The sequence below is a fragment of the Flavobacterium hydatis genome, assembly GCF_000737695.1.
Taxonomy (GTDB): Bacteria; Bacteroidota; Bacteroidia; order Flavobacteriales; family Flavobacteriaceae; genus Flavobacterium; species Flavobacterium hydatis.
The window spans coordinates 1-24570 of the sequence record NZ_JPRM01000031.1 but is presented as its reverse complement, the minus strand read 5'-3'; the positions used below and the strand labels follow the sequence as shown (position 1 = coordinate 24570).

Genomic DNA, 24570 nt, shown 5'->3' with positions numbered 1-24570 from the left:
TGCGTTAAGTTGATAACAGATGAATAGCTAAGAATACAGAAAATAATAAATGAATCTATTTAAAAAATAATCTTATGCGTAAAAAATTACTTTTATCTGGATGGCTAATTGCCATAGTATTCAACTTTTCGTATGGTCAAATGAGCGATGTAAACAACATTAAGACTAAATATATAAATTGGCTCACAGGAGAAAATCTGGATTATTCTAAAGCAGAAGTTAATGAAAGATACAGTCGATTCTTAAGCAACGGAATTGCTGCCAAAAACCTAACTGCGTATAATTTTGCTAGTCCTGGACCCGTTTGGAATTTCACGGTAAGTGCAGACCAAAATGCGTATCAGGTACTTGTAGAGCAAAAGTTAATTAGACTTGTATTTTTATATCAGTTAAAAGGATCTGTTGGAACTCCTAATCCTGACTATCATAATCCTGTACTTAGAGATATGATTCTGAGTCTTTTTAATTATATGAAAGCAAAAGGAATAAGTAGCACAACCGATTTTGATTACCTGTCTATCCCCGCTACCGAAGAAGTTATTACCAGTGGTCATGGCGTATGCTTGCGATCTTCGGGATATGCAACAGCTATCTTTTTGATGAAAGAAGAACTAATTGCCGCAGGAGAATTTACACATCATATGGGAGCGCTTAACGCACTTACAGCCTTTATAGCGCCAGAATTTCAATATTTCAATTTTACCAATCCAGGTTATAATTCAGATGTAATTCGTTCGTCAGTTCAACAACGTCTTTGTTATGTTTTGGCTCAAGACGATTCAGAGAATTCTAAACTTGCCAATATGGATTTTCTTAAAAGATTCATTAATAATGCCTTAAAAATTAGCAATGGTTGGAACGATTGTATTAAACCTGATTTCATTACCTATCATCACAGAGGAGCGTATGCCAATACTTATGGTGTAGAGGCTTTACAGCAATCTTCTATCATGAATATGATGCTCAAAAATACGGGGTATGAACTAAATACGGAGGCACAAAGCAATTTAAAAAAGGCCATTTTAAACTATAGCAAATTTAGTAAAGGTTTCGAAATGCCTTTAGGACTTGCAGGAAGATTCCCTACCAATACTGATGCGTTAAACGATTTAAGACCTGCTTTGGCATTTTTATACGTAACAGATCCTGCTAATAATCAAGAGGCTGGAAGAGAATTTATACGCCTTTGGAATCTTTCTACAACTGCTAATACTGCTTTGCTTAGACAAAATGCCTTATCTATTACCATGGTTTATACCCCAAGTGGTGTAATGGATATTTTGCAAACTTTAAACTCAGGCCTTACACCTCTTCCCGAAATAACCGAAGGACAATTTAATTTTCCGTATGCAGGATTAAGCGTTCATAAGTATAACGGATTTCAGGTAAGTGCAAAAGGAACAAGCAAACATATTTGGCATTTCGAGAATTCAAGTACCGAGAATGTTTTTGGAAGATACACCTCTGCAGGAGCTTTGGAGTTACTTACAACAGGAAATCCAGTTACTCGCAGTTCCAATGGTTATACAGAAAACGGTTGGGATTGGTCGCACGTACCTGGAACCACAGTCGCTTACCTTCCGTTAAGTACACTCGGAACAGGTACGATGAGAGAAATGAACGGGAAATCTTTTCTAGCACACGCATCTCTTGATAATAATGGAGTTTTTGGTATGGATTACAAAGACTTTAACTCCGCAACAGGAATGACGGCTTTAAAATCTAATTTCTTTTTTAAGGATATGATACTTTGCTTAGGTTCTAATATTAAAGATACAAACGGAACTTTTCCTGTTCATACTACTTTGTTTCAAACAGCTTTGGCAGATACCAACACTCCTACTTACGTAAATGGAAATTTAGCCACAGGAACTAGTTTTACAACTACACAAACTGGTGGTGGTTTTTGGGCAACCGATGCCATTGGTAATGGGTATGTAATCCCTGCAAATTCTAGCAATACCGAAGCTATTACAGTTAACAGATCAGTGCAAAACTCTCGTAATAATGCCAATACAGTTAATACGACAGGCAATTTTGCAACAGCATATATTAATCATGGTATTGCTCCAACAGCAGGAAAATTTCAGTATGCAATCGTAATGCAAGGAGGTCAAACGGCTACACAACAATTGGCTAATAATTTTGCTTCATATTTTAAAATTTACCACCAAAACAGTCAGGCGCACATTGTAGAGTATGTACCAGACGCCATATTTAGCTATGTTATTTTTAACCCAGCAAATGTATTTGCTTATGATGCAGTGGTAAGTGTAAACAAACCAGCCGTGGTAATGACTCAAAAAGTAGATGGCGGAAATAAATTAAAAGTAAGCCTTACCAATCCTAATTTGGGATTATTAACTCCTACCGAAACATATAAATGGAGTCAGATTAGTGGTCAGAATTCAATATTAAATAGAGAAGCTCAAACCGATGTTGTTACACTTACAATTAAGGGCAATTGGATTTTATCTTCGCCTACAAACAATATAACTACCACAATTAATGGCGCTAATACCGATATTAGTTTTAATACTATTAATGGCTTAACGATACAAACAGAGTTAGTTAGCCCAACCTTAGGAATTTACAATCCAAATACTGAACAAGATACAAACGGATTAAAAGTTATTGTTGCTCCTAACCCATCACAAACTGACTTTAAGATAAATGTAAAAGGAGATTCTAGACAAGATATTAACGTATATATATTTGATGTTTTAGGAAGAAAAATAAAGACTTTAAAAACAAATTATGATCAAACAATTACATTAGGTAATGATTGGGATTCAGGAATATACTTTGCCGAAATACATCAGGGTAAGAATAAAAAGACAGTAAAACTGATAAAACAATAAATAAAAATATTAACCAACATAATGAATAAATAAAGACATTAAGAAGCTATTTTTGACATGAAATATCAATATAAATAGCTTCTTAATTAGTACAAAAATTAAATCTATTTAATTAAAACCAAATGATAAATTTAAAAAGAACAGCAGCATTATTTTTTATGCTAATGACCGTTTGTTTAACCAATGCACAAGAAACACCTATTACCAAGGCAAGTTTCGATAACATTAACCTAGCCTATCCTGGTTTAGAAAAAGTAAATAAACTTTTTGCAGAAGCCAAATATGATGATGCAGCCAAAGAATTACTTACCTATTATCGCAATCGTAAAAACATCAAACATCCCGATTTTAATGTTGGTGACGAAGCCCGTTTTAGAGGAAAAGATATTGGAAAAGCCAATCAAGAAAAAGCTGACAATGCATTATTACATAAATTTCAGCCACATAAAGGATATGGCTATTTTGACTTTGGCAAAGACATCGATTGGGATTATTGGCCTATAAAAGACAATGAAATTCGCTGGCAATTGCACCGTGTAACGTGGTGGCAAGCTATGGGAATGGCCTATCGCGTGAGCGGAGATGAGAAATATGCCAAAGAATGGGTTTTTCAGTTTCGCGATTGGGAAAAGAAGAATTATTTAGGAAGATCTAAAGAAAACGATGGTATAGCTTGGCGTCCGTTAGAAGTTTCTGAGCGTATACAAAGCTTTCCGGGAACGTTTAATTTATTCGTAGTTTCACCAAATTTTACTCCAGCATTCTTGATGGAATTCTTAAATAGCTTTAATAAACAAACAGCATACATTCCGGAACATTACAGCAAAGAAGGAAATCATTTATTGTTTGAAGCGCAACGTGTATTAGGCGCAGGAGCTTTTTTTCCTGAATTTAAACAAGCGGAACAATGGCGCAAAAGCGGTATCGAAATCCTGAACCGCGAAATAAAATTACAAGTACTTGCCGATGGTGTGCAATGGGAACTTTCTCCTACGTATCATGTAGGTTGTATCGAAATTTTTACGAAAGCATATAATGCTGCTAAAATGGCGGGCGTAGAAAAAGAGTTTCCAGAATCATATATAAAAACAATCGAAAAGATGATTTATGTTACAGCCAATATTTCTTTTCCTGACTATAACTGTCCTATGTTTGGTGATACTTGGGTTGTTGACAAAAAAACAAGAATCAAACAATTTGCAAGTTGGTCAAAAATGTTCCCACAAGACGGACTTATAGAATATTACGCAACAGAAGGAGCATCGGGAAAATTACCTAATTATTTATCGAATGCATTCCCAAATGGAGGTTTTTACAGCTTTAGAAACGGATGGGATAATAAAGCTACAATACTAGTTTTAAAAGCTGGACCAGCTGCAGAGTTTCATGCACAACCAGATAACGGAACATTTGAACTTTGGGTAAAAGGACGCAATTTTACACCAGATAGTGGCTGCTATATTTACAGCGGTGATGCCGAAGTTACCAAAATGAGAAACTGGTACCGCCAAACAAGAGTTCACAGTACACTTACATTGGATAATCAGAATATGATAATTACCAAAGCAGAACAAAATAAGTGGAAAACAAGCAAAAATTTGGATATTCTAACCTATACAAATCCTAGTTATACAAATTTAAACCACCAACGTAGTGTACTTTTTATCAACGAAAAATATTTTATAATAATTGATAAAGCAATTGGTAAAGCTACAGGAAATTTAGGCGTACATTTTCAGTTAAAAGAAGATAGTAAACCTGTTTATGATAAAGCTAATAATAGCGTATATACTACATATACAGATGGCAACAACTTATTAATTAAATCATTAAATAGTGATAAAGTTACACTAACCGAAGAAGAAGGAAAAGTATCTTACTCTTACGCAAAAGAAACTGCTAGACCTGCTTTTGCTTTCGAAAAACCTAAGAATGATGATAAAACACAACAATTTATAAGTGTTGTATATCCTTATGATGGCGACAAAGCCCCAGAAATCAGCATTAAACCAAACACAGGTAATGATTTTGAAAAAGGAAACATCAACCTAACGATTACAATTGATGGTAAAAAAAGCGATATAAAAACGAGTTTAAATGATTAAAAGACTCTAAATAAGCAAAGTGGTTATATTGTAAAACGTCTAAAAAGTAATTTTTAGGCGTTTTTTTTATGTTTGAAAATGAGTTTAAACCATCTAAATGATTTGATGAATATGCCAACCCTAGCTAGACAATAAATTACAAGCATAAATAACACGCTATAAACATAGCCAACGGTTTTAACCGTTGGAACGCAATATATTATCGAAATCTAATCCCTGTCACACGATTGAAACCATGTGCTATGGTTAAAATATGATGGTGTCAATTGTCGTTAAAAATGAGCAAACAAAACGGTTTTTTATGCAGAACATGTCCCAGAGGGACGCCATGTTTATAGAAATTTGATCATTCCCAAAAGGAACCCCATCGGGGTGACATATTTGGCAATAAAAAGATTAGGATATATGTCGCTCCAATGGAGCTTTTATAGGGATAACGTAATTGTATGCTATAAACATAATGCTCCGCTGGAGCAAGAAAACAATATTTTATTATTCAAAAAATCCGTTTTATCCGCGTTCCATTTATTGACATTGCATTGTGTTTTATTATAGACAATCGAGTTACTCGCGGAGATCCTTCCCTCGTCAGGAAGACAAGATTGGCTTTAAAAATTGGCGAACAAAACAGAATAATTTTACATGAAAATAAGTTTAATCCGCATCCCATTTATAGACATTTCATCAAAAAACACCCATTCCCAATCAAGCTTATTTAAAATTTTGAATTATTTATTATTAAAGAGAATTAAAAAAATCAATCCCATATAAATATTAGAAATGTAATATCAAATTCTCAGTTAAAATTGCAATAAAAGTAGTACTTAATTCCTTTTTTGGGTAAAATAAACTTAACATTTCATTGATTTTTATTTAACCATTCTCCCCTACTTTCTATCTCAAAATTGTCCAGTAATAGCGGTGTTTTATTCAAAAAAAGCAACCAGAATAATTTAAGTATTTTCTTGGTTTTGCTAGGTTTAAAGGGCGTATTAATCAAATTCAATAGTATTTTGGACGTATTCAAAACATTGATGTATCCTTGATGTATATATTTGTTTTTGTTAAACCAAAATCAAATTTAAATAACCACAAAATGAACAAACCACTACGCCTCAGTTTTTATTACACAAGCACAAAACTTCCCTGCGTTTTTCTCCCAGTTAACAAATTGTTATAATTCCTTAAACCGATAACAATTTAATAATTGATAAAAAATAACCACATCAACTAACCACTAAAACCAACTTATGATAAAAACTAATTTAGAGTTTCTATAACGCTCACGAAAAATTATTTGATGAATATCTTTTGAGAAATAACAAAAAGTATAAATCAAAACTGAATATCAATTTAAATAATATCAATTAGGAAATAAGAGGGTAAAACTTATTCCAGTTTAAACGAAAAATATGAAAAGGACTATATTTTTATTTTTGCTGCTTCTAGCTTGCAAAGTTACGTATGGGCAGAATATAACTGTAAAGGGAGTTGTAACTGATAGCCAACAATTGCCATTGCCTGGAGCAACAGTTTACGAAAAGGGAACTAAAAATAGCACCGTTACATCAATGGATGGTGAATACCAAATTAAAGTAAAACCAGACGCTACATTGGTATTTACTTTTATGGGAACAAAAACGAATGAGGTACAGGTTAAAAACCGAACAACTATAAATACAAAATTAGCTGATGATACTAATAATCTAGACGAAGTAGTTGTTGTAGGTTACGGAACAAAATCAAGAAAAAATCTTACTGGAGCAATATCATCTGTAAAAGGAGAAGAAATTGCAAAAATGCCAGTACAAAACGTTGCGCAAGCTTTGCAAGGTCGTGTAGCTGGTATGCAGGTTACAATGGCCGATGGAACACCAGGATCAGAACCTTCGTTACGAATAAGAGGTGGAACATCTATTACACAAAGTAACGAACCTTTGTATGTTGTAGATGGAGTGGCACAAACGGGCGGATTGGGTTTTCTTGATCCAACAGATATAGAATCGGTAGATGTATTAAAAGACGCCTCCTCTACTTCTATTTATGGAGCTCAGGGTGCAAACGGAGTTGTACTTGTAACGACTAAAAAACCAAAAGGCGGAAAACTTACAATAGGTTATGATACCTATGCAGGAATCAAAACAATAGCCAAAAAACTTAAAGTGATGAATCCGTATGAGTATGTTCAGTTAATGTATGAAGGTGCAACAGACGATACTAAATTGCAGAAATTCACAACCAATTACGGAACATTTGATGAATTAGCATCGCTTTACGAAAGCAGACCGGGTATAAACTGGCAAGACGAAATCTTCGGAAATGCTGTAGAAACACAATACCACAAAATAAGTTTTAGCGGAGGCGGAAACGAAACCAACTTCAATGCTTTTTATTCTGTAAATAATGATCAGGGAATTATGCTTGGAAGCGAATCTGTAAAAAATATCGCAAAATTGGCAGTAACTCATAATGTAAACAAAAAAGTAACTGTAAGCGCGATTGTAAACTATTCTAACCAAAAAATAACAGGATTAGATACAGGCGAAGGAGGAAATGCAAGATTAAGTATGTTACAAACATTACTACAATATCGCCCTACAATTGGGAAAAATGGATCAGACGAAGATCTTAAAACACTTACGGTAGATCCATTAGACAATCAGGATTCACCAATATTTCAGAGTCCATCAATTACAATTGATAGTCAGAAAAGAGAGGCGATTAATAAATCTCTTAATATGAGTTTTCAACTTCAGTATAATATTACACCTAAGTTAATATACCGCGGATTGGTTAGTTATACAGATAATAACAATAATAATAAATATTTTAACGATGCCAGAGGTATTCAGGCAATAAGAAGCGGTGGTCCTAATGGCGGAGTTACATATAACACATCTAACCGCTTAAACTATAACAATGTCCTTACATACAGCAATACTTTTGCCAAAAACCATAAGTTTGATGTTACAGCAGGACAAGAATATATTTATAACTATTCTGAAGGAATTACTGCAACAGCAAGTGTTTTCTCTGATGTTAATTTAGGTTGGGATAAATTACAATTAGGTACAATTGCGGGAATCCCATCAACATTTGCCGAAGATGACAAAATGTTATCCTTTTTTGGGAAGACAAGTTATGCATTCAAAAATAAGTATTTGTTTGCAGCAAGTATCAGAGCCGATGGATCTTCAAAATTTGGTGCTGATAACCGATGGGGATATTTCCCTTCAGTATCTGCTGCATGGAGAATTATCGAAGAAGGTTTTATGAGAAGCATACCTGAATTTTCAGATTTAAAACTTCGTGTAAGTTATGGTGAAGCAGGAAATAACAGAATTGCAAATTATGCAGCGTTAGGTATTTTTAATGCAGGATCCTACCCTATTAACAATCAAACAAATATTACGGCGTATCAAAATAATATTCCAAACCCACTATTAAAATGGGAAGCTACAAAATCGACTAACATAGGTTTGGATTTAGGATTTTTTAAACAACGCATCTCACTTACAACCGAGGTGTACGAAAACCGTTCTAAAGATTTACTTTATAACACACGTGTACCAGCAAGTTCAGGTTTCAAGAAACAGTTTCAGAATATCGGGGCAACTTCTAACCGTGGTTTAGAATTTACATTAAATACTGTAAACGTAAGAAATGCCAATTTTAATTGGAATACAAGTTTTAATATCGCATTTAATAAAACAAAAGTTCTTGCATTAAGCGAAGGCGAGAACTCTTTAATAACAAGTAGTTACACTAATGCAAACGACTATATACTAGAAGTAGGAAGACCAGTTGGAGTTATGTACGGATATGTAAGAGATGGTTTGTATCAGGTAAGCGATTTCGATTATAACCCAGCACTTAATACTTATACTTTAAAATCTGGTGTGGTTGCTGATAATGTTGTAGTACAACCAGGATTTATAAAATTTAAAGACATTAGCGGGCCAAACGGAGTGCCAGATGGTGTAATTAATGATCTAGACAGAACTGCAATAGGAGATTCTAATCCTAAATATACAGGAGGATTAAACAATACATTTAGTTACAAAGGACTAGATCTTAGTATATTTTTAGATTTCTCTGTAGGTAATGATATTTATAATGCAAATATGCTTAATAATTCAAGACTTAATCAGGAAAACCTAAACACGTTTGCAGTATACGCCGACAGATGGACAACTATTAATTCTAGCGGACAACGTATAACTAACCCAGATGAACTTGCAGCTATTAACTCCGGAAAAACCAACCCAGCATTTAATGGAAATGCCACAGGACGTTTGTATAGTGATATTATTGAAGATGGTTCATTCTTAAGAATCAACAATATTAGTTTAGGATATACTTTTCCTAAAAAATGGTTGAGTTCTACCAAAATTTCAAACTTGAGAATTTATTTTACGGCAAATAATGTGTACGTATTTACCAAATATTCAGGGTATGATCCAGAGGTAAGTGTTATGAATAGCGCCATAACAAGAGGAGTCGATTTTAGTGCTTATCCAAGAAGCAAATCCTTTCTTACAGGTTTAAATATCTCACTATAATTTAAAGTTTATTAAAATGAAAAAACATATATTTTCCTTTAGAACAATTGTAATAGCTGGGATAACTTGCCTACTATTACCACTTAATTCTTGCGAAAAAGAACTAGAAGTAACCCCTTACTCCTACTTTACAACTGCTAATTTTTTTACTAATATTAATGAAGTCAATATGGCAACATTAGGAGTTTACGAATCCATGTCGTCTGTAGATAGTTATGGTTGGAATATATCTTTAACTTTTGATGCCGATACAGATATTGGTCAACTAAGCGGAATAGGTTCTGATGATTGGCGTACAGTAGCACACTATCAGGGAATTTCGCAAACAAACACATTCTACCTCGTATGGAGTAAATTATATGAAGGAGTTGATAGAGCAAATGTAGTCATTGAGAGAATTCCTAACATGGCATTATATACAAATGGAACTCAAGCAGAAAAAGACCAACTAAACAGAATGATTGGTGAGGCTAAATTTTTGCGTGGTTTTTACTATTCAGAGTTAGTGCGTTTATGGGGCGATGTTCCTTTTAAAACAAAAAGCTCGCAAGCAGGAGATAATCTTAAAGGAGCACTTATAGATCGTTACGAAATATATGCTCAAATTATAAAAGATATGCAAGAAGCTGCACTTGTATTGCCAGAGCAAACGCCTGTAAATGAACGCATCAATAAATGGGCTGCAAAATCTATGCTTGCCAGAGTAGCTTTGTTTGCAGGAGGATATTCTTTAAGCGCAGACGGAACGATGAAACGTCCAGCTAATTACAAAGAATATTACCAATTAGCACAAAAGGAAATCAATGATGTTATGGCGCAAAATCCATATAAATTAAACCCATCGTATTCTAAAGTTTTTAAAAACCAATGTCAACACGTTTTAGAACCTACTGAAAATATATTTCAGGTAGCGTTTTTTAATTCAGCTGGAGCAAAAGAAAACGGATCTTGGGTTGGTTATTTTAATGGAGCATTAACATCAAACGGAGTTTATCCTACAAGTATAGGCAGGTGTTTAGTACCAAAACCATTTTATAATAGTTTTACAGAAGGAGATCAACGACGAGATTTTTCTATCGCAACATATACTGTTAACGCACTTGGGAATAAAGTAGCACTTTTGACTACAAAACAAGACGAAAGCTGGACAGCTGCTAAATGGAGCAGAGAATTTCAGACTAACTCAACTCAGGAAAGAGTTTACACACACATAAATTGGGTAATCATGCGTTATTCAGACCTGTTATTAATGCGTGCCGAAGTTGAAAATGAATTAAACGAAGGACCAAATGCTATCGCTTATGATGCTATTAATCAGGTACGAAAAAGAGCTTTTGGAGCTGATGTTCAAGGTAGCCGAATTGCTATTGATATAAAAGACAAAGGAACAGGATATAAATCGGCAGCCAATGTATTAATAAAAATTACTGGTGGCGGTGGTACCGATGCAGCAGCAGCTGTAGTTACACTTGCAAGCGGTGGTATTGGTACAATTGCGATGTTGCGTTCAGGAGATGGATATACATCTGAGCCTATTGTAACCATTACCAGTGTAGACGGAAATGGTTCGGGAGCAACAGCTGTGGCAAGAGTTTTACCAAAAGCAACAACTGCCGAAATGAACCTTAAAACAGGATTAAGCAAAGCAGATTTTCTTAAAGCATTACAACAAGAAAGAGCTTGGGAACTTAGTAATGAAGGGATGCGTAGAGCCGATTTAATACGATGGGGAATATTGGCAGATAAAATAGCCGAAACAAGTACAGCAGTAAAACTAATTCGTACAACCTATTTTTATCCTTCTGTTGCCAACTTCGTAAGTGGTAAACATGAGTTATATCCTTTCCCACAAAACGAAACTGATGTAAATAAAAGTATTACACGCCAAAATCCTAAATATTAAGGAAAAGGATATTTCTAGCTCATAAATAAGAGCCTGAAAGCATAAAATATGGGGTTTTAATTGAATTTAATATCATTTTAAACAAAATTAAAACCCCTTTTAACCATTGATGATTAAATTCGTTTTGTGATTTTGAAGGATCACAGAAAATAATCTATTAATAATAAGTAGATATGAAATTTAGAAAAAACGTATTGCTTTTATATGTGTTTGGATTAATGATTTTTCCATTAATAAGTATTGCTCAAACAGCAACACGCCCAAACATTCTCATCATCATGACCGATCAGCAAACTGCTGATGCCATGAGTATTGCCGGAAATAAAGATTTGCATACACCTGCAATGGATAAACTAGCGCAAAACGGAGTCCGTTTTACCAAAGCCTACTGTGCACAACCCCTGTGTACACCATCGCGCGCTTCAATTTTCAGCGGAAAAATGCCTTACGAAACTGGTTTTATAGGCAATGCACCCGAAAAAGACGGACAATGGCCAAATGATTTATTAATGATGGGCAAAATATTCCAAAACGGAGGATATAAAACCGGTTATGTAGGCAAATGGCATTTACCCGTTCCTACCACCAAAAAGAGCCAGCATGGTTTTGAATATATCGAAAACACCACTTTTCAGGATTATAATGATGCCGCTACACCATCATTTTGTGCTCGCTTTATCAAAGAGAATAAAAACACGCCATTCTTGCTAGTAGCTTCATTTTTAAATCCACATGATATTTGCGAATGGGCAAGAGATGAAGATTTAAAAATGGATGTATTGGCCAAAACACCTCCAGTTGATCAGTGTCCGCCATTGCCGATTAACTGGAGAATTCCAGATAACGAACCACAAATTGTACGCGACCAACAAAAAGTAAGCGCCCGCACCTATCCTACTGTAAACTGGACTGCTGATCAATGGCGACAATATCGTTGGGCTTATAATCGTCTGGTCGAAAAAGTAGATAATTATATCGAAATGGTATTGGCATCGCTAAAGAAATATGGTATGGAAAAAAACACCATCATAGTTTTTACAGCAGATCATGGTGATGGTTATGCGGGTCATAGTTGGAATCAGAAACAAATATTATACGAAGAAGCTTCAAGAGTTCCTTTTATCATTTCAAAAATAGGACAATGGGAACCTCGCACCGATGATATGTTAGTTTGTAATGGAATCGATATTATCCCAACCATTTGTGGATTTACTGGCGTAGAAAAACCTGATTATTTAAAAGGAATTGACATTAGTAAAAAAATTGAGAATCCAGCGCTAAACTTACGTGATACATTAGTTATAGAAACTGATTTTGCCGATAACGAAGAGTTATTAGGGATAAGCGGTCGTGCCGTAATTACCAAAGATTATAAATATATCGTTTACAATAAAGGAGAGATTAAAGAGCAACTTTTTGATTTAAGTAAAGATCCTGGCGAAATAACCAATCTCGCAGTAAACAAATCACATAAAAAGAAACTAATTGAAATGCGTAATTATTTAAAAAATTGGTGTAAAACTAATGGAGACAACTTCGTATCAGGAATATAAATAAAAAAGTAAACATATAAGTTATGTAAGCTGATTTAAGTAAAATATTTAAACTTATAATTTCTTAAATGGCTTATATGGTCAAAATGATTTTATTAGGTTATAGATAAAAGTAAACCATATAAGTTATGTAAGTACATTTAAGTAAAGTTTTCAAACTTATAATACCTTAAATAGCTTATATGGTTAAAATGAGTTTATTCAATACTCATAAGGTTGAAGCTCAGAAATCAGGCAAAATATTATATTTTTAGTGCAAAGAAAAGAAACAAAGAAAAAACAAGAATTATTTAAACTACCATGACGAAAAAGATTGCTATAATAGCCCTTTTATGCACTGTACTTTTTGCAATAAAAAGCCACGCTCAGGTGCAAGACCGATATTTTCGCAATATTTCGGTTGATAAAGGCCTATCGCAAAGTTCTGTTTTTGCGATTCAGCAAGATCAACTTGGCTTTATCTGGATTGGAACTCAGGATGGTTTAAATCGGTATGATAGCAAAGGATTTAAAGTATATAGACCCATAAAAGGAGTTAAAAACAGCTTACAATCTTACTACATCCGAAGCTTGTTCAAAGATCATAAAGGGCAATTATGGGTTGGAGGAAACCAAGGAATAAGTGTTTATAATTACGATACAGATAGCTTTGTTAACTATAAACTTCCTCGTAGTCTTGGCGAATGGTATATATCGTCTATTACAGAAGATAATGCTCATAGAATCTGGGCAACATCTATAGCAGGAGATGTATTTATGCTTACTCCCGAAGCCGAAAATTTCACCACAATAAAATTTAATGCTTCCTCACACGAGGTAAAAAAAACAGCCTATATCGGAGTTTGGCAACAACAAATTATTTTAGGAACAGATGTTGGACTTTTTAAATTAAAACCAAATACACACGAATTAGTTAAGATTAATCTGGGAGCCAAAAAACCTTATATTAATGATGTTTATGTAGATGGAAAAAAATTATGGGTAGCTACAGAAGGATATGGAGTAATCCAATATAATAGCCAGAACGGGCAAGCTACTTCCCTCCTACACAACTCAGGAACTAACAGTATAGCCGACAATAATATAAGATGTGTAGGTAAAGATACCGAAGGAAATATTTGGCTAGGAACCTTTAAAGGACTTACTATTTTTAATCCTAAGACAAATTCTTTTACAAATTATTACCATCAAATATCGCAACCTTACACGATTAGTCAGAACTCTGTGCGTTGTTTCTTTAAGGATAATCAAAACGGAATCTGGTTAGGAACTTATTATGGAGGATTAAATTACTATCATAAAAACGATATTAAATTTAATTTACTAAGCCAGAACTCTGGTAAACCATCTTTAAACGATGAAGTTATTGGAGTTATAAAACAAGATCAAAAAGGTAATTTTTGGATTGGAACCAACGACAAAGGAGTAAATTATTGGAACAAAAACAACAATACAATCAGCTATTATTCCAATAGCGAGAACAATCCGAATAGTTTAAGTTCTAATAATATAAAAGCTATTGCTTTTGATGATAACAACAATGTATTAATTGGAACTCACAACGGCGGATTAAATTTACTGAACCCAATTAGTGGACTTGTGCAACGCTTTCGCCACGACGAAAACAATCCAAGTTCTATTGCGGGCGATTTAGTATATAGCATTCTTAAAGATCATAAAGGGCGCATTTGGGTAGGAACAAGATCAGGATTAGACCAATTCCATCCAGAAACAAAATCGTTTACACATATTCACCTGGATAAAGCGGGAAAACGCCCAACATCAGATGATATTACTTTCCTTTACGAAGATAGCAAACATCGAATCTGGATTGGAACAACCAACGGAGTTACCCTATTTTATCCTGATAATCTTTTATTTGGAAACATCGGACACGGAAAAGTCAGCGAAGATATTGTCAATTGTATTACCGAAGATAAAAAACACAGAATCTGGATTGGAACCAGAGAAGGATTGAGCTTATATGATGAAAATCAGGAATCTTTTATCAGTTTAAAAACAAAAAATGACTTTATAAAAGGAACCATTTATGGGATAATTCCAGATGAAGACAATAATTTATGGATTTCGACCAATAGCGGATTAATAAAATTTAATCCCGACAACGGTTCGGTACAAACTTTTGACGAAAGTGATGGACTTCAAAACAAGCAATTTAATGAATATTCATTCTATAAAGCCAAAGATGGAATGTTGCTTTTTGGAGGAATAAAAGGGATTTCTTATTTCTATCCAGCAATGATTAAGCAACAATTGCTTCCGCTAAAACTTAGTTTTACAGGACTAGAAGCTTTAAACAAAACCGTTGCTGTAGATGATGAAACAAATATACTTGAGCAACATATTGATCAGGCAGAAGAACTAGAAATTGGACCAGAATACAAGCAATTTAGCATCTTTTTTAATACGTTCAATTACATATCTGCCAATCGTACGCATTACTATTATAAACTGGATGGACTCGACAAAGATTGGCAACGCACCGATGGGCTAAAAATAAGCTATAGCAATTTGCCAGCAGGAAAATACAATTTGCAAATAAAAGCAATGGGACCAAACGGAGAAATGAGTCCTGTAAGAAGTCTAAAAATTGTAATTCTTGCTCCATGGTATAAAACAATATGGTTTTATTTACTGTTATTGGTAATTATAGGTACAGCAGCATACATAGCTTTTAGGATGATTACTGAGCGAATAAAAGCGTTACAGCAATTAAAACTAGAACGTATTGATAAAGAAAGAGTAAGCTACATTAATCAGGTAAAAATGGATTTTTTCACCAATGTATCTCACGAATTAAGAACACCATTAACGCTGATTTTGGCACCGCTAGAAGATTTGCTAAAATCACCATTTGCAGATAAAACATCCAAAAAGAAACATGAACTCATGTTTATCAATGCCAAAAGATTATACAATTTGGTCGATCAGTTATTTGAGTTTAGAAAAACCGAAATGGGAACGCGACAACTTAAAGTAGGCAAAAGCGATTTGGTAAGTTTTACAAATGAGATATTTGAATCATTTAAACCACTTGCCGAAAAGAATCATATACATTACACCTATCATTCAACTGAGACACAACTTATATTCTCTTTTGATAAAGATGCAATGGAAAAAATCTTGTTTAATCTTCTTTCAAATGCATTTAAATACACGCAAAGTGGTCAAAGCATAAAAGTTGAATTAGTAAAAGACAATGACAAAGTATTTATAAAAGTCGCAGATACAGGAGTTGGAATAAGCGAAGACGATTTATCTAAAGTATTTGATCGTTTTTATCAAGTAAATAATAAAGAAATGAACTTAGGTTCGGGTGTTGGCTTGGCATTTACCAAACGATTGGTCGAGCTACATCATGGAGAAATCACTGCCGAAAGTACTAAGGAAAAAGGAAGTGCGTTTACGGTTGCAATTCCTATTTCTGAATCAGCATATATAAATGATTTACGTGTAGAAGATTCTGTATATGAGCTATCTATGGTAACAGACGAAGACCTGGTTATAGAAGATGATTTCCTTTTGGGAGAAAATGAAATTTTATTAGACGAAGCTACCGATGGAAATCAAATCATCAAGTTACTTATCGTTGATGATAACAAAGAAATTCTGGATTACCTACAAGATTATTTGGGTAAGATGTATGAAATTGTAGTTGCTTACAACGGACAAATGGCGCTCGAACTATTAGAAATTCAGCAGTTTGACCTTATTATTAGCGATGTAATGATGCCAGAACTAGACGGATTACATTTTTGCAAACGTGTAAAACAAAACATTAATACATCACACATTCCATTAATGCTTTTAACTGCCAAAACCGAAACAAGTCAGCAAATAAAAGGATTAGAAATGGGAGCCGATGATTATATCACAAAACCATTTTCGCCCAATTTGCTTGCTGCCAAAATTGCAAATCTATTGCGCTCTCGCAAACGATTAAAAGAATACTATTCGGCAGGAAAAGAAATGGTTCCAGAAAATATTGCTTTTAATGCCCTTGACGAAGAGTTTTTAAAACAAGCCATAAGTATTGTCGAAGAACATTTGGCCGATTCAGAATTTACAGTAGATAAATTCAGTAAGGAAATCGGAATGAGTCGATCAAACCTTTATTTAAAATTAAAAGCGATTACAGGAGAATCTGCTATGGATTTTATAAAAAGAATACGATTTAAAAAAGCAGTCGAACTCATGCAAAACAAGCGTCATACCATTGCGCAAATCACTTATATGTGTGGTTTTAACTCGCCTTCGTATTTCTCAACAGCATTTAAGCAATATTATGGTTGTATGCCAAGTGAGTATTTAGCCAAGCTAAATGACGAAAAACAATCTTAACCAAATACAGTGTAAAAACTGAAATTTCAATAATACAAAACAAACCAAATTATTATGAATTCCAATTTTGAAAGCCGTTTTGCAGTAAGTCCAAAAGAAGCAAAACAAATGGATACCGATGCTTTACGCGAAAATTTTTTAATCGAAACTATTTTTAGCGCAGATCAGGTAAAACTAACTTTATCACATTACGACAGATATATTATTGGCGGAGCAATGCCAGTAAACCAAAAAATTGCATTACCAAATCCGACTGATTTTAAAGCAGAATATTTTTTGGAAAGAAGAGAAATCGGGATCATAAATGTTGGAGGAAAAGGAATTATTATCGCTGATGGAGAGCGTTTTGAAATAGATTTTAAAGAAGCTTTATATCTGGGAAAAGGAATCAAAGAAGTTATATTTGAATCTGTAGATGCTAATTCTCCAGCAAAATTTTATTTAAACTCTGCTCCTGCTCACCATAAATATCCATCAAAAAAAGTAACAAAAGCCGATGCTGAAATTGTAGAATTAGGATCGATGGAAACGGCTAATCATCGTATCATTAATAAACTGATTGTAAATAGTGTGGTGCAAACGTGTCAGGTTCAAATGGGAATGACTGAGCTAAAATCAGGCAGCGTTTGGAATACAATGCCTGCACACACACATGATCGACGTATGGAAGCTTATTTCTATTTTGAAGTACCCGAAAATCAAAGTGTTTGCCATTTTATGGGACAACCACAAGAAACAAGACATATCTGGATGCAAAATGAGCAAGCTGTAATCTCACCTAATTGGTCAATTCATTCAGGATCAGGAACATCAAATTACACATTTATTTGGGGAATGGCTGGAGAAAATCTAGATTATGGAGATATGGATCATTGTGCAATTAATGATTTAAAATAAGTAATTATGAAATTGATCAAACTCTTTCTTTGTCTTGCTTTTATCTCGCCTTTAGGCATTTTGGCACAAACAAAAGCAACAATTACGATTCAGAATAATTCTGCTCAAGAACGAAAAGAAGCTGTTATAGCCATAAAATGGGAAACAATCCTATCTCATTATCCACAAATAGATACTACAAATTTTGTTGTAATTAATCAGGCTACAAAAAAACAAATTCCTTTTCAGTTAGAACATCGCGGACTTTCCTCTATTCAAAACCTTTTAGTGCAAATTAATGCTAAAGCAAAAGCGTCAGTTATCCTGATAATTCAAAAAGGAAAACCAGAAACTTTTGCGACAAAAACGTATGCTCGTTATGTACCAGAACGCAAAGATGATTTTGCTTGGGAAAATGACAAAATAGCCTTTCGTGCTTACGGTAAAGCGATAGAAAACACAAAAGAAGATGCATCAGGATTTGATGTTTGGGTAAAAAGAATTGATAAAATGGTCATTAACGAACGCTACAAAATTGGAAATTACCATATAGATAGCGGTAACGGAATGGATTATTACCATGTAGGTGCAACATTGGGCGCAGGAAACATGGCACCGTATGTTAATGATAGTATTTGCTATTCAGGTAATTACCGTAAATGGTTAGTATTAGACAATGGTCCTTTGCGCAGTACATTTCAGTTAACTTATGACACTTGGATTGCAGGAGGAATAACAGTGAAAGCAACAAAGATCATTTCTATAGATGCTGGGTCACAACTTAATCGTGTAGAAAACACCTATACTTTTGATGGAAATAAACCTATGGAAGTTGTAGTTGGCTTAAGCAAAAAACCCGAAGCCGGAGTTATTTCATTAAATGAACAACAAGGTATTATGGGATATTGGGAACCTACATTTGGTCAAGACGGCACAACTGGTGTTGGATCGATATTAACGACTCCTGTTAAAAATATGTGGGTAGATAAAACTCAAATATTAGCAAAAACTACTGTTACAAATAACGAACCTATCGTGTATTACACAGGTGCAGCTTGGAACAAAGCCGGAAAAATTACCGATGCCAAACAATGGTTTACTTATTTGGATAATTTTCATCAGCAAATAAAAAATCCACTAATTATAAAAGTAGAATAAGACTACTGTAATACTCAAATAAAAACTTTAGATAAATATACCTAATCATCCCATTAAATTGGAGTTGGCAGCCATACCCATGTCTTTATTTGACGAAATAAAAGTTTAGGAATTTATATAAAATCATATAAAAAATTCAAAATAACATAAGATTACTATTAACTAAAAAAAAGAAAAAATGTCAATTAACTTATTTGATTTAACTGGAAAAACAGCACTTATAACTGGAGGAGTTCACGGTCTGGGAATGGCAATGGCAAAAGGACTTGGGCATGCTGGAGCAAAAATTGTAATTAACGACCATTCTTCTCAAGAAGCTGTAAATAATGCTGTTGCAGAATATAAATCTGTAGGGATTGAAGCTTACGGATATATATTTGACGTTACCGATGAAGCTGCTGTAATTGAAGCAATAACCAAAATTGAAGCTGAAGTTGGGCCTATAGATATTTTAATAAACAACGCTGGAATAATCAAAAGAACTCCAATTATAGAAATGGAAGTTGCCGATTTTGAAGCAGTAATTAAAGTAGATTTAACAGGGCCTTTTATCGTTTCTAAAAATGTTGCCAAAGGAATGATCATTCGCGGAGGCGGAAAAATTATAAATATGTGCTCTATGATGAGCGAACTTGGTAGAGATTCTGTAAGTGCTTATGCTTCTGCAAAAGGAGGATTAAAAATGTTAACCAAAAACATGGCTACCGAATGGGCTAAGTTTAATATACAAACAAACGGAATTGGTCCTGGGTATTTTGCTACAAGCCAGACTGCACCAATTAGAGTAAATGGGCATCCATTTAATGAGTTTATAATTGGCAGAACACCAGCTGGTCGTTGGGGAGATCCGGAAGATTTGCAAGGAGCAGCAATATTTTTGAGTTCTAAAGCGAGCGATTTTGTAAACGGTCACATCGTGTATGTAGATGGTGGAATACTAGCTACAATAGGAAAACCCTCAAACGAAGCATAATTTATCATGGGTAAAGTACTTTGTTTTGGGGAAATCCTTTTACGATATAGCATGGGCGAAAATTTCCCCCAACAACAAGATATGTCTGCATATATAGGTGGTGCAGAAAGTAATGTAGCATTAGCATTGGCAAGATGGAAAGTTCCTGTAGCCTATTGTACCGCCCTACCAGACCATTTTTTGTCGGATACCATTCTTGCCTATTATAACAAAATGGGTGTTGATACAAATACAGTTATAAAATCTGGAGAAAGAATTGGAACGTATTACCTTAATCAAGGTGCAGACGTTAAGAATGCTGGGGTAATTTATGACCGAAAATATTCTTCTTTTTCAGAACTACAGCCGTCTAGCATAAATTGGGAAGAAGTTTTTGAGGGAGTTTCTTGGTTTCATTTTACCGCAATATCGCCAGCCTTAAATGCAAATATTGCAGCACTTTGTGAAGAAGCATTAATTGTTGCCACAAAAAAAAGAATTGCCATTTCTCTTGATTTGAATTATAGAGAAAAACTTTGGAAATATGGCTCAGAACCTCATGAAGTAATGCCTAAACTAGCTAGATATGCTCATGTAATTATGGGAAATATTTGGTCGGCAGAAAAAATGCTGGGAATTTCAATTAATCAGGAATTAATAGCATCCGATAAAGAGATTGATTTTGTAGAACAAGTAAATGCAACTTCTAGAGAAATCTTGGCAAAATATCCCAATTGTAACGTCGTAGCAAATACTTTCCGTTTTAGCAAAAACGATAGTGTAACTTATTTTGGGACTTTATATCAAAAGGGAAATGGTTATAAAAGCGAAACTTTACTTGCAACAAATACAATAGATAAAGTAGGAACTGGTGATTGTTTTATGGCTGGGCTTATTTATGGAATACTGCACAGAAAAGAACCACAGCAAATAATAGATTTTGCCGCAAGAGCAGCCTACAAAAAGTTATTTATAAAAGGGGACGCCACAACATCCAGAGTAGAAGAAATCGAACAGTTAATAAAGCAAAATGAATAAGACAGAACGAGTTATTCAACAAATCATTAATTCGGGTTTGTTGCCTTTATATTATCATGAAAGTAAAGATTTAAGTATAAGTATATTAAAAGCTTTATATCAATCTGGTATTCGTATTATAGAATATACAAATCGAGGAGAAAATGCCTTAGTTAATTTTGCCGCATTAAGGACGATAGCTTCACAAGAAATGCCTGATTTATTACTAGGTATTGGTACTGTAAAAACAGCCAAAATAGCTAAAGAATTTATAGACTTAGGAGCCGATTTCATAGTAAGTCCTATAGTTTCTGCCGAGGTTGCAAAAATAGTTTTAGAGCATAATTTAGCTTGGATTCCGGGTTGCTTAACCCCTACCGAGATTCATCAGGCGCAAGTATATGGAGCTAGATTGGTAAAAATATTCCCAGGAAATTTAGTTGGATCATCTTATGTACAATCTATAAAAGATATTTTTCCAGATCTTCTTTTTATGCCTACTGGCGGAGTTGAGCCAGAAGAACAAAACCTTAAATCATGGTTTGATGCAGGTGTATCTGCTGTAGGGATGGGAAGTAAATTATTAAAAACCAATGTAATTGAAGAAAATAATTTTGAAGCCCTTTCCGAATATATCACAAAAGTTACCATTTTAATTCAATCTTGTAAACATTCTTAAAATGAATATAACTTCACAAAAAAGAGTTCGATATGGTATATTGGCCTTATTGTTTTTTGGAACAACCATAAATTATATAGACAGGCAAGTAATTGGGTTATTAAAACCCACATTAGAGAAAGAATTTCATTGGACAGAAACAGATTATAGTAATATTGTTATGGCTTTCTCTGCAGCTTATGCCATCGGACTTATTGGTTTTGGAAGATGGATTGATAAAATCGGAACTAAACTAGGCTATTCAGTATCTGTTTTCTTTTGGAGTGTTGCTGCTGTAGCTCATGCATTTGCAAAAAGTACCTTTGGTTTTGGGTTAGCAAGAGTTGGTTTAGGCGTAGCCGAAGCAGGTAATTTTCCAGCAGCTATAAAATCGGTAGCTGAGTGGTTTCCTAAAAAAGAACGTGCTCTAGCAACAGGAATTTTTAATTCGGGTGCCAATGTAGGCGCTGTGGTTGCTCCTATTATGGTTCCTGCTATTTTAGGCGCTTATGGTTGGCAAGAAGCTTTTGTTATAACTGGTGCTATTGGTTTTATTTGGTTAATTTTTTGGTGGAAATATTATGATACTCCTGCCCGACATAAAAAAATATCTAAAGAAGAATTTGGCTATATCCACAGTGATAACGAGCTAGTTTCAGAAACCGAATTACCTGTAAAATGGACTGCTTTATTTAAAGTAAAACAAACTTGGGCATTCATCTTCGGAAAATTATTGACAGATCCTGTTTGGTGGTTCTTTTTGTTTTGGCTGCCCTCTTATTTTTCAGAAACCTTTAATCTTGATTTAAAAAAGCCAAGTTTGCCCTTGGTAATTGTGTACACAGCCACAACAATTGGTAGCATCGGAGGCGGTTATTTATCTTCATATCTAATAAAAAAAGGATGGAATGTACAAAGAGCACGTAAAACTACCATGTTTTTTATCGCTGTATGTGTATTGCCAATTATGTTGGCGCAGTTTACCAAAAACATATGGGTTGCAGTAGGTCTAATTAGTTTAGCAGCAGCAGCTCACCAAGCTTGGAGTGCAAATATTTTTACCACAGTATCTGATTATTTTCCTAAAAAAGATATTAGTTCCGTTGTAGGTATTGGTGGTATGGCAGGCTCGGTTGGTGGTATTCTTTTTCCTTTGGCAATTGGTATGATCTTAGACCATTATAAACTATTAGGAAACATTACTGCAGGATATGATATCATATTTATCATGTGTGGTTCTGCCTATTTATTGGCTTGGATAGTAATGCATTTTTTAACCAGTACTAAAAAATAACTATTTATAAAGGAACCCGATTCCGAAGCGTCGGATAATGTCATTAAGTTAAGCTCTTTTAATCTAATTATGGTTAATTGTTTTCGCGCAAAGACGCAAAAGCGCAAAGGTTTTAAACGTAAACTTGGCGGCTTGGCGACTTTGCGTGAGATTTATTCGATACAGTATTGTAGCTGTTTTTCTTAACTAAATGACATTGTGCTTCAGGATCGGGACTATAATATTGAAATGAATTACGCCCAATGGGTAAAATAAATTTAAAATGATAAAAAGCAGAATAGACAAATCAACTGGTTTCGAAAAACGATTCGAAAATATTGACACGGTAGTTTTTGAGAATTCGACCGAAGCATCCAAAGCAGTTGCGCAGCAAATCGCTGCACTTATCAAGTCAAAACAAGAGAAAAACGAATCATGTGTACTAGGATTAGCCACGGGGTCATCTCCAAAAGGATTATATGCCGAGTTAGTACGTTTACACAAAGAAGAAGGGTTAAGTTTTAAAAACGTAATCACTTTTAACCTGGACGAATACTATCCAATGGAACCAGATTCAGTAAATAGCTACGTAAGATTCATGAAAGAATTATTGATGGATCAAGTAGATATTTTACCTGAAAATTATCATATTCCAGACGGACTTTTAACAAAAGAACAAATAGCAGATTATTGCGCAGATTACGAAGCTAAAATAGAAGCTTTAGGCGGAATCGATTTGCAAGTTCTAGGAATTGGAGCAAATGGACACATCGGATTCAACGAATCAGGTTCGTTACAAAACTCAAAAACAAGATTAGTAGCCTTAGACCACATTACCAGAGTTGCTGCAAGTAAAGATTTTTTTGGATTAAACAATACGCCAAGAACAGCCATTACACTTGGAGTGAAAAAGATAATGGAAGCTAAACAAGTTATTCTATTAGCTTGGGGAGAAGGAAAAGCAGACGTAGTAAGAAAATCTGTAGAAGGAGAAGTTACCAATAGAATTCCTGCGTCATTTTTGCAAGAGCATAATAATGTTGTTTTTGTTTTAGACAAAGAAGCATCATCAAAACTAACAAGAATCAACAGACCATGGTTAGTAGAGAAAATTGTTTGGACAGATAAATTAACTCGTAAAGCTGTTTTAGGATTAGCGCTAGATTTAAAGAAACCAATCTTAATGCTTACCGATGCTGATTATATCGAAAACGGAATGAGCGATTTATTGGCCGATTCAGGACCAGCTTACGATATCAATATTAAGATATTTAATAAACTGCAAAATAC

General features: G+C 34.3%; 13 protein-coding genes. All 13 read left to right on the top strand.

The window, feature by feature from the left end:
- The first annotated feature begins 74 nt into the window (after window positions 1-74).
- Window positions 75-2861 carry a chondroitinase family polysaccharide lyase gene (locus IW20_RS17985; protein ID WP_035625549.1) on the top strand — a complete coding sequence of 929 codons (2787 nt, stop codon included), beginning with the start codon at window positions 75-77 and terminating at the stop codon, window positions 2859-2861.
- Window positions 2862-2983: 122 nt separating this feature from the next.
- Window positions 2984-4966, top strand: coding sequence for a heparin-sulfate lyase HepC (hepC, locus tag IW20_RS17980; protein WP_035625547.1), 1983 nt, complete (start codon window positions 2984-2986; stop codon window positions 4964-4966).
- A gap of 1412 nt (window positions 4967-6378) precedes the next feature.
- Window positions 6379-9528 carry a SusC/RagA family TonB-linked outer membrane protein gene (locus IW20_RS17975; protein WP_035625544.1) on the top strand — a complete coding sequence of 1050 codons (3150 nt, stop codon included), beginning with the start codon at window positions 6379-6381 and terminating at the stop codon, window positions 9526-9528.
- Between the two features lie 16 nt (window positions 9529-9544).
- Complete coding sequence (locus IW20_RS17970) at window positions 9545-11431, top strand: RagB/SusD family nutrient uptake outer membrane protein (RefSeq protein ID WP_035625542.1); 1887 nt, start codon at window positions 9545-9547, stop codon at window positions 11429-11431.
- A gap of 173 nt (window positions 11432-11604) precedes the next feature.
- Window positions 11605-12984: a sulfatase family protein gene (locus IW20_RS17965; RefSeq protein WP_035625540.1), complete on the top strand. Its 1380-nt coding sequence runs from the start codon at window positions 11605-11607 to the stop codon at window positions 12982-12984.
- A 300-nt stretch (window positions 12985-13284) separates the two neighbouring features.
- A complete protein-coding gene (locus tag IW20_RS17960; RefSeq protein ID WP_035625538.1) occupies window positions 13285-17346 on the top strand; it encodes a hybrid sensor histidine kinase/response regulator transcription factor in 4062 nt (1353 codons plus the stop codon).
- A 54-nt stretch (window positions 17347-17400) separates the two neighbouring features.
- Window positions 17401-18243 carry a 5-dehydro-4-deoxy-D-glucuronate isomerase gene (gene kduI, locus IW20_RS17955; RefSeq protein ID WP_035625537.1) on the top strand — a complete coding sequence of 281 codons (843 nt, stop codon included), beginning with the start codon at window positions 17401-17403 and terminating at the stop codon, window positions 18241-18243.
- 6 nt (window positions 18244-18249) lie between these two features.
- Window positions 18250-19380, top strand: a complete 1131-nt coding sequence (locus IW20_RS17950; RefSeq protein ID WP_035625536.1) for a DUF4861 family protein — start codon at window positions 18250-18252, stop codon at window positions 19378-19380.
- Window positions 19381-19558: 178 nt separating this feature from the next.
- Complete coding sequence (locus IW20_RS17945; RefSeq protein WP_035625534.1) at window positions 19559-20353, top strand: gluconate 5-dehydrogenase; 795 nt, start codon at window positions 19559-19561, stop codon at window positions 20351-20353.
- A 6-nt stretch (window positions 20354-20359) separates the two neighbouring features.
- A complete protein-coding gene (locus IW20_RS17940; protein ID WP_035625532.1) occupies window positions 20360-21370 on the top strand; it encodes a sugar kinase in 1011 nt (336 codons plus the stop codon).
- Window positions 21363-22028, top strand: coding sequence for a bifunctional 4-hydroxy-2-oxoglutarate aldolase/2-dehydro-3-deoxy-phosphogluconate aldolase (locus IW20_RS17935; RefSeq protein ID WP_035625530.1), 666 nt, complete (start codon window positions 21363-21365; stop codon window positions 22026-22028). Before IW20_RS17940 ends, IW20_RS17935 begins: the two co-directional genes overlap by 8 nt.
- Before the next feature lies 1 nt (window position 22029).
- Entirely contained in the window at window positions 22030-23301 is a 1272-nt protein-coding gene (locus IW20_RS17930) for an MFS transporter (protein WP_035625527.1), read from the top strand.
- A 262-nt stretch (window positions 23302-23563) separates the two neighbouring features.
- On the top strand, window positions 23564-24570 hold a 1007-nt coding region (nagB, locus tag IW20_RS17925), incomplete at its 3' end, for a glucosamine-6-phosphate deaminase (protein ID WP_035625524.1).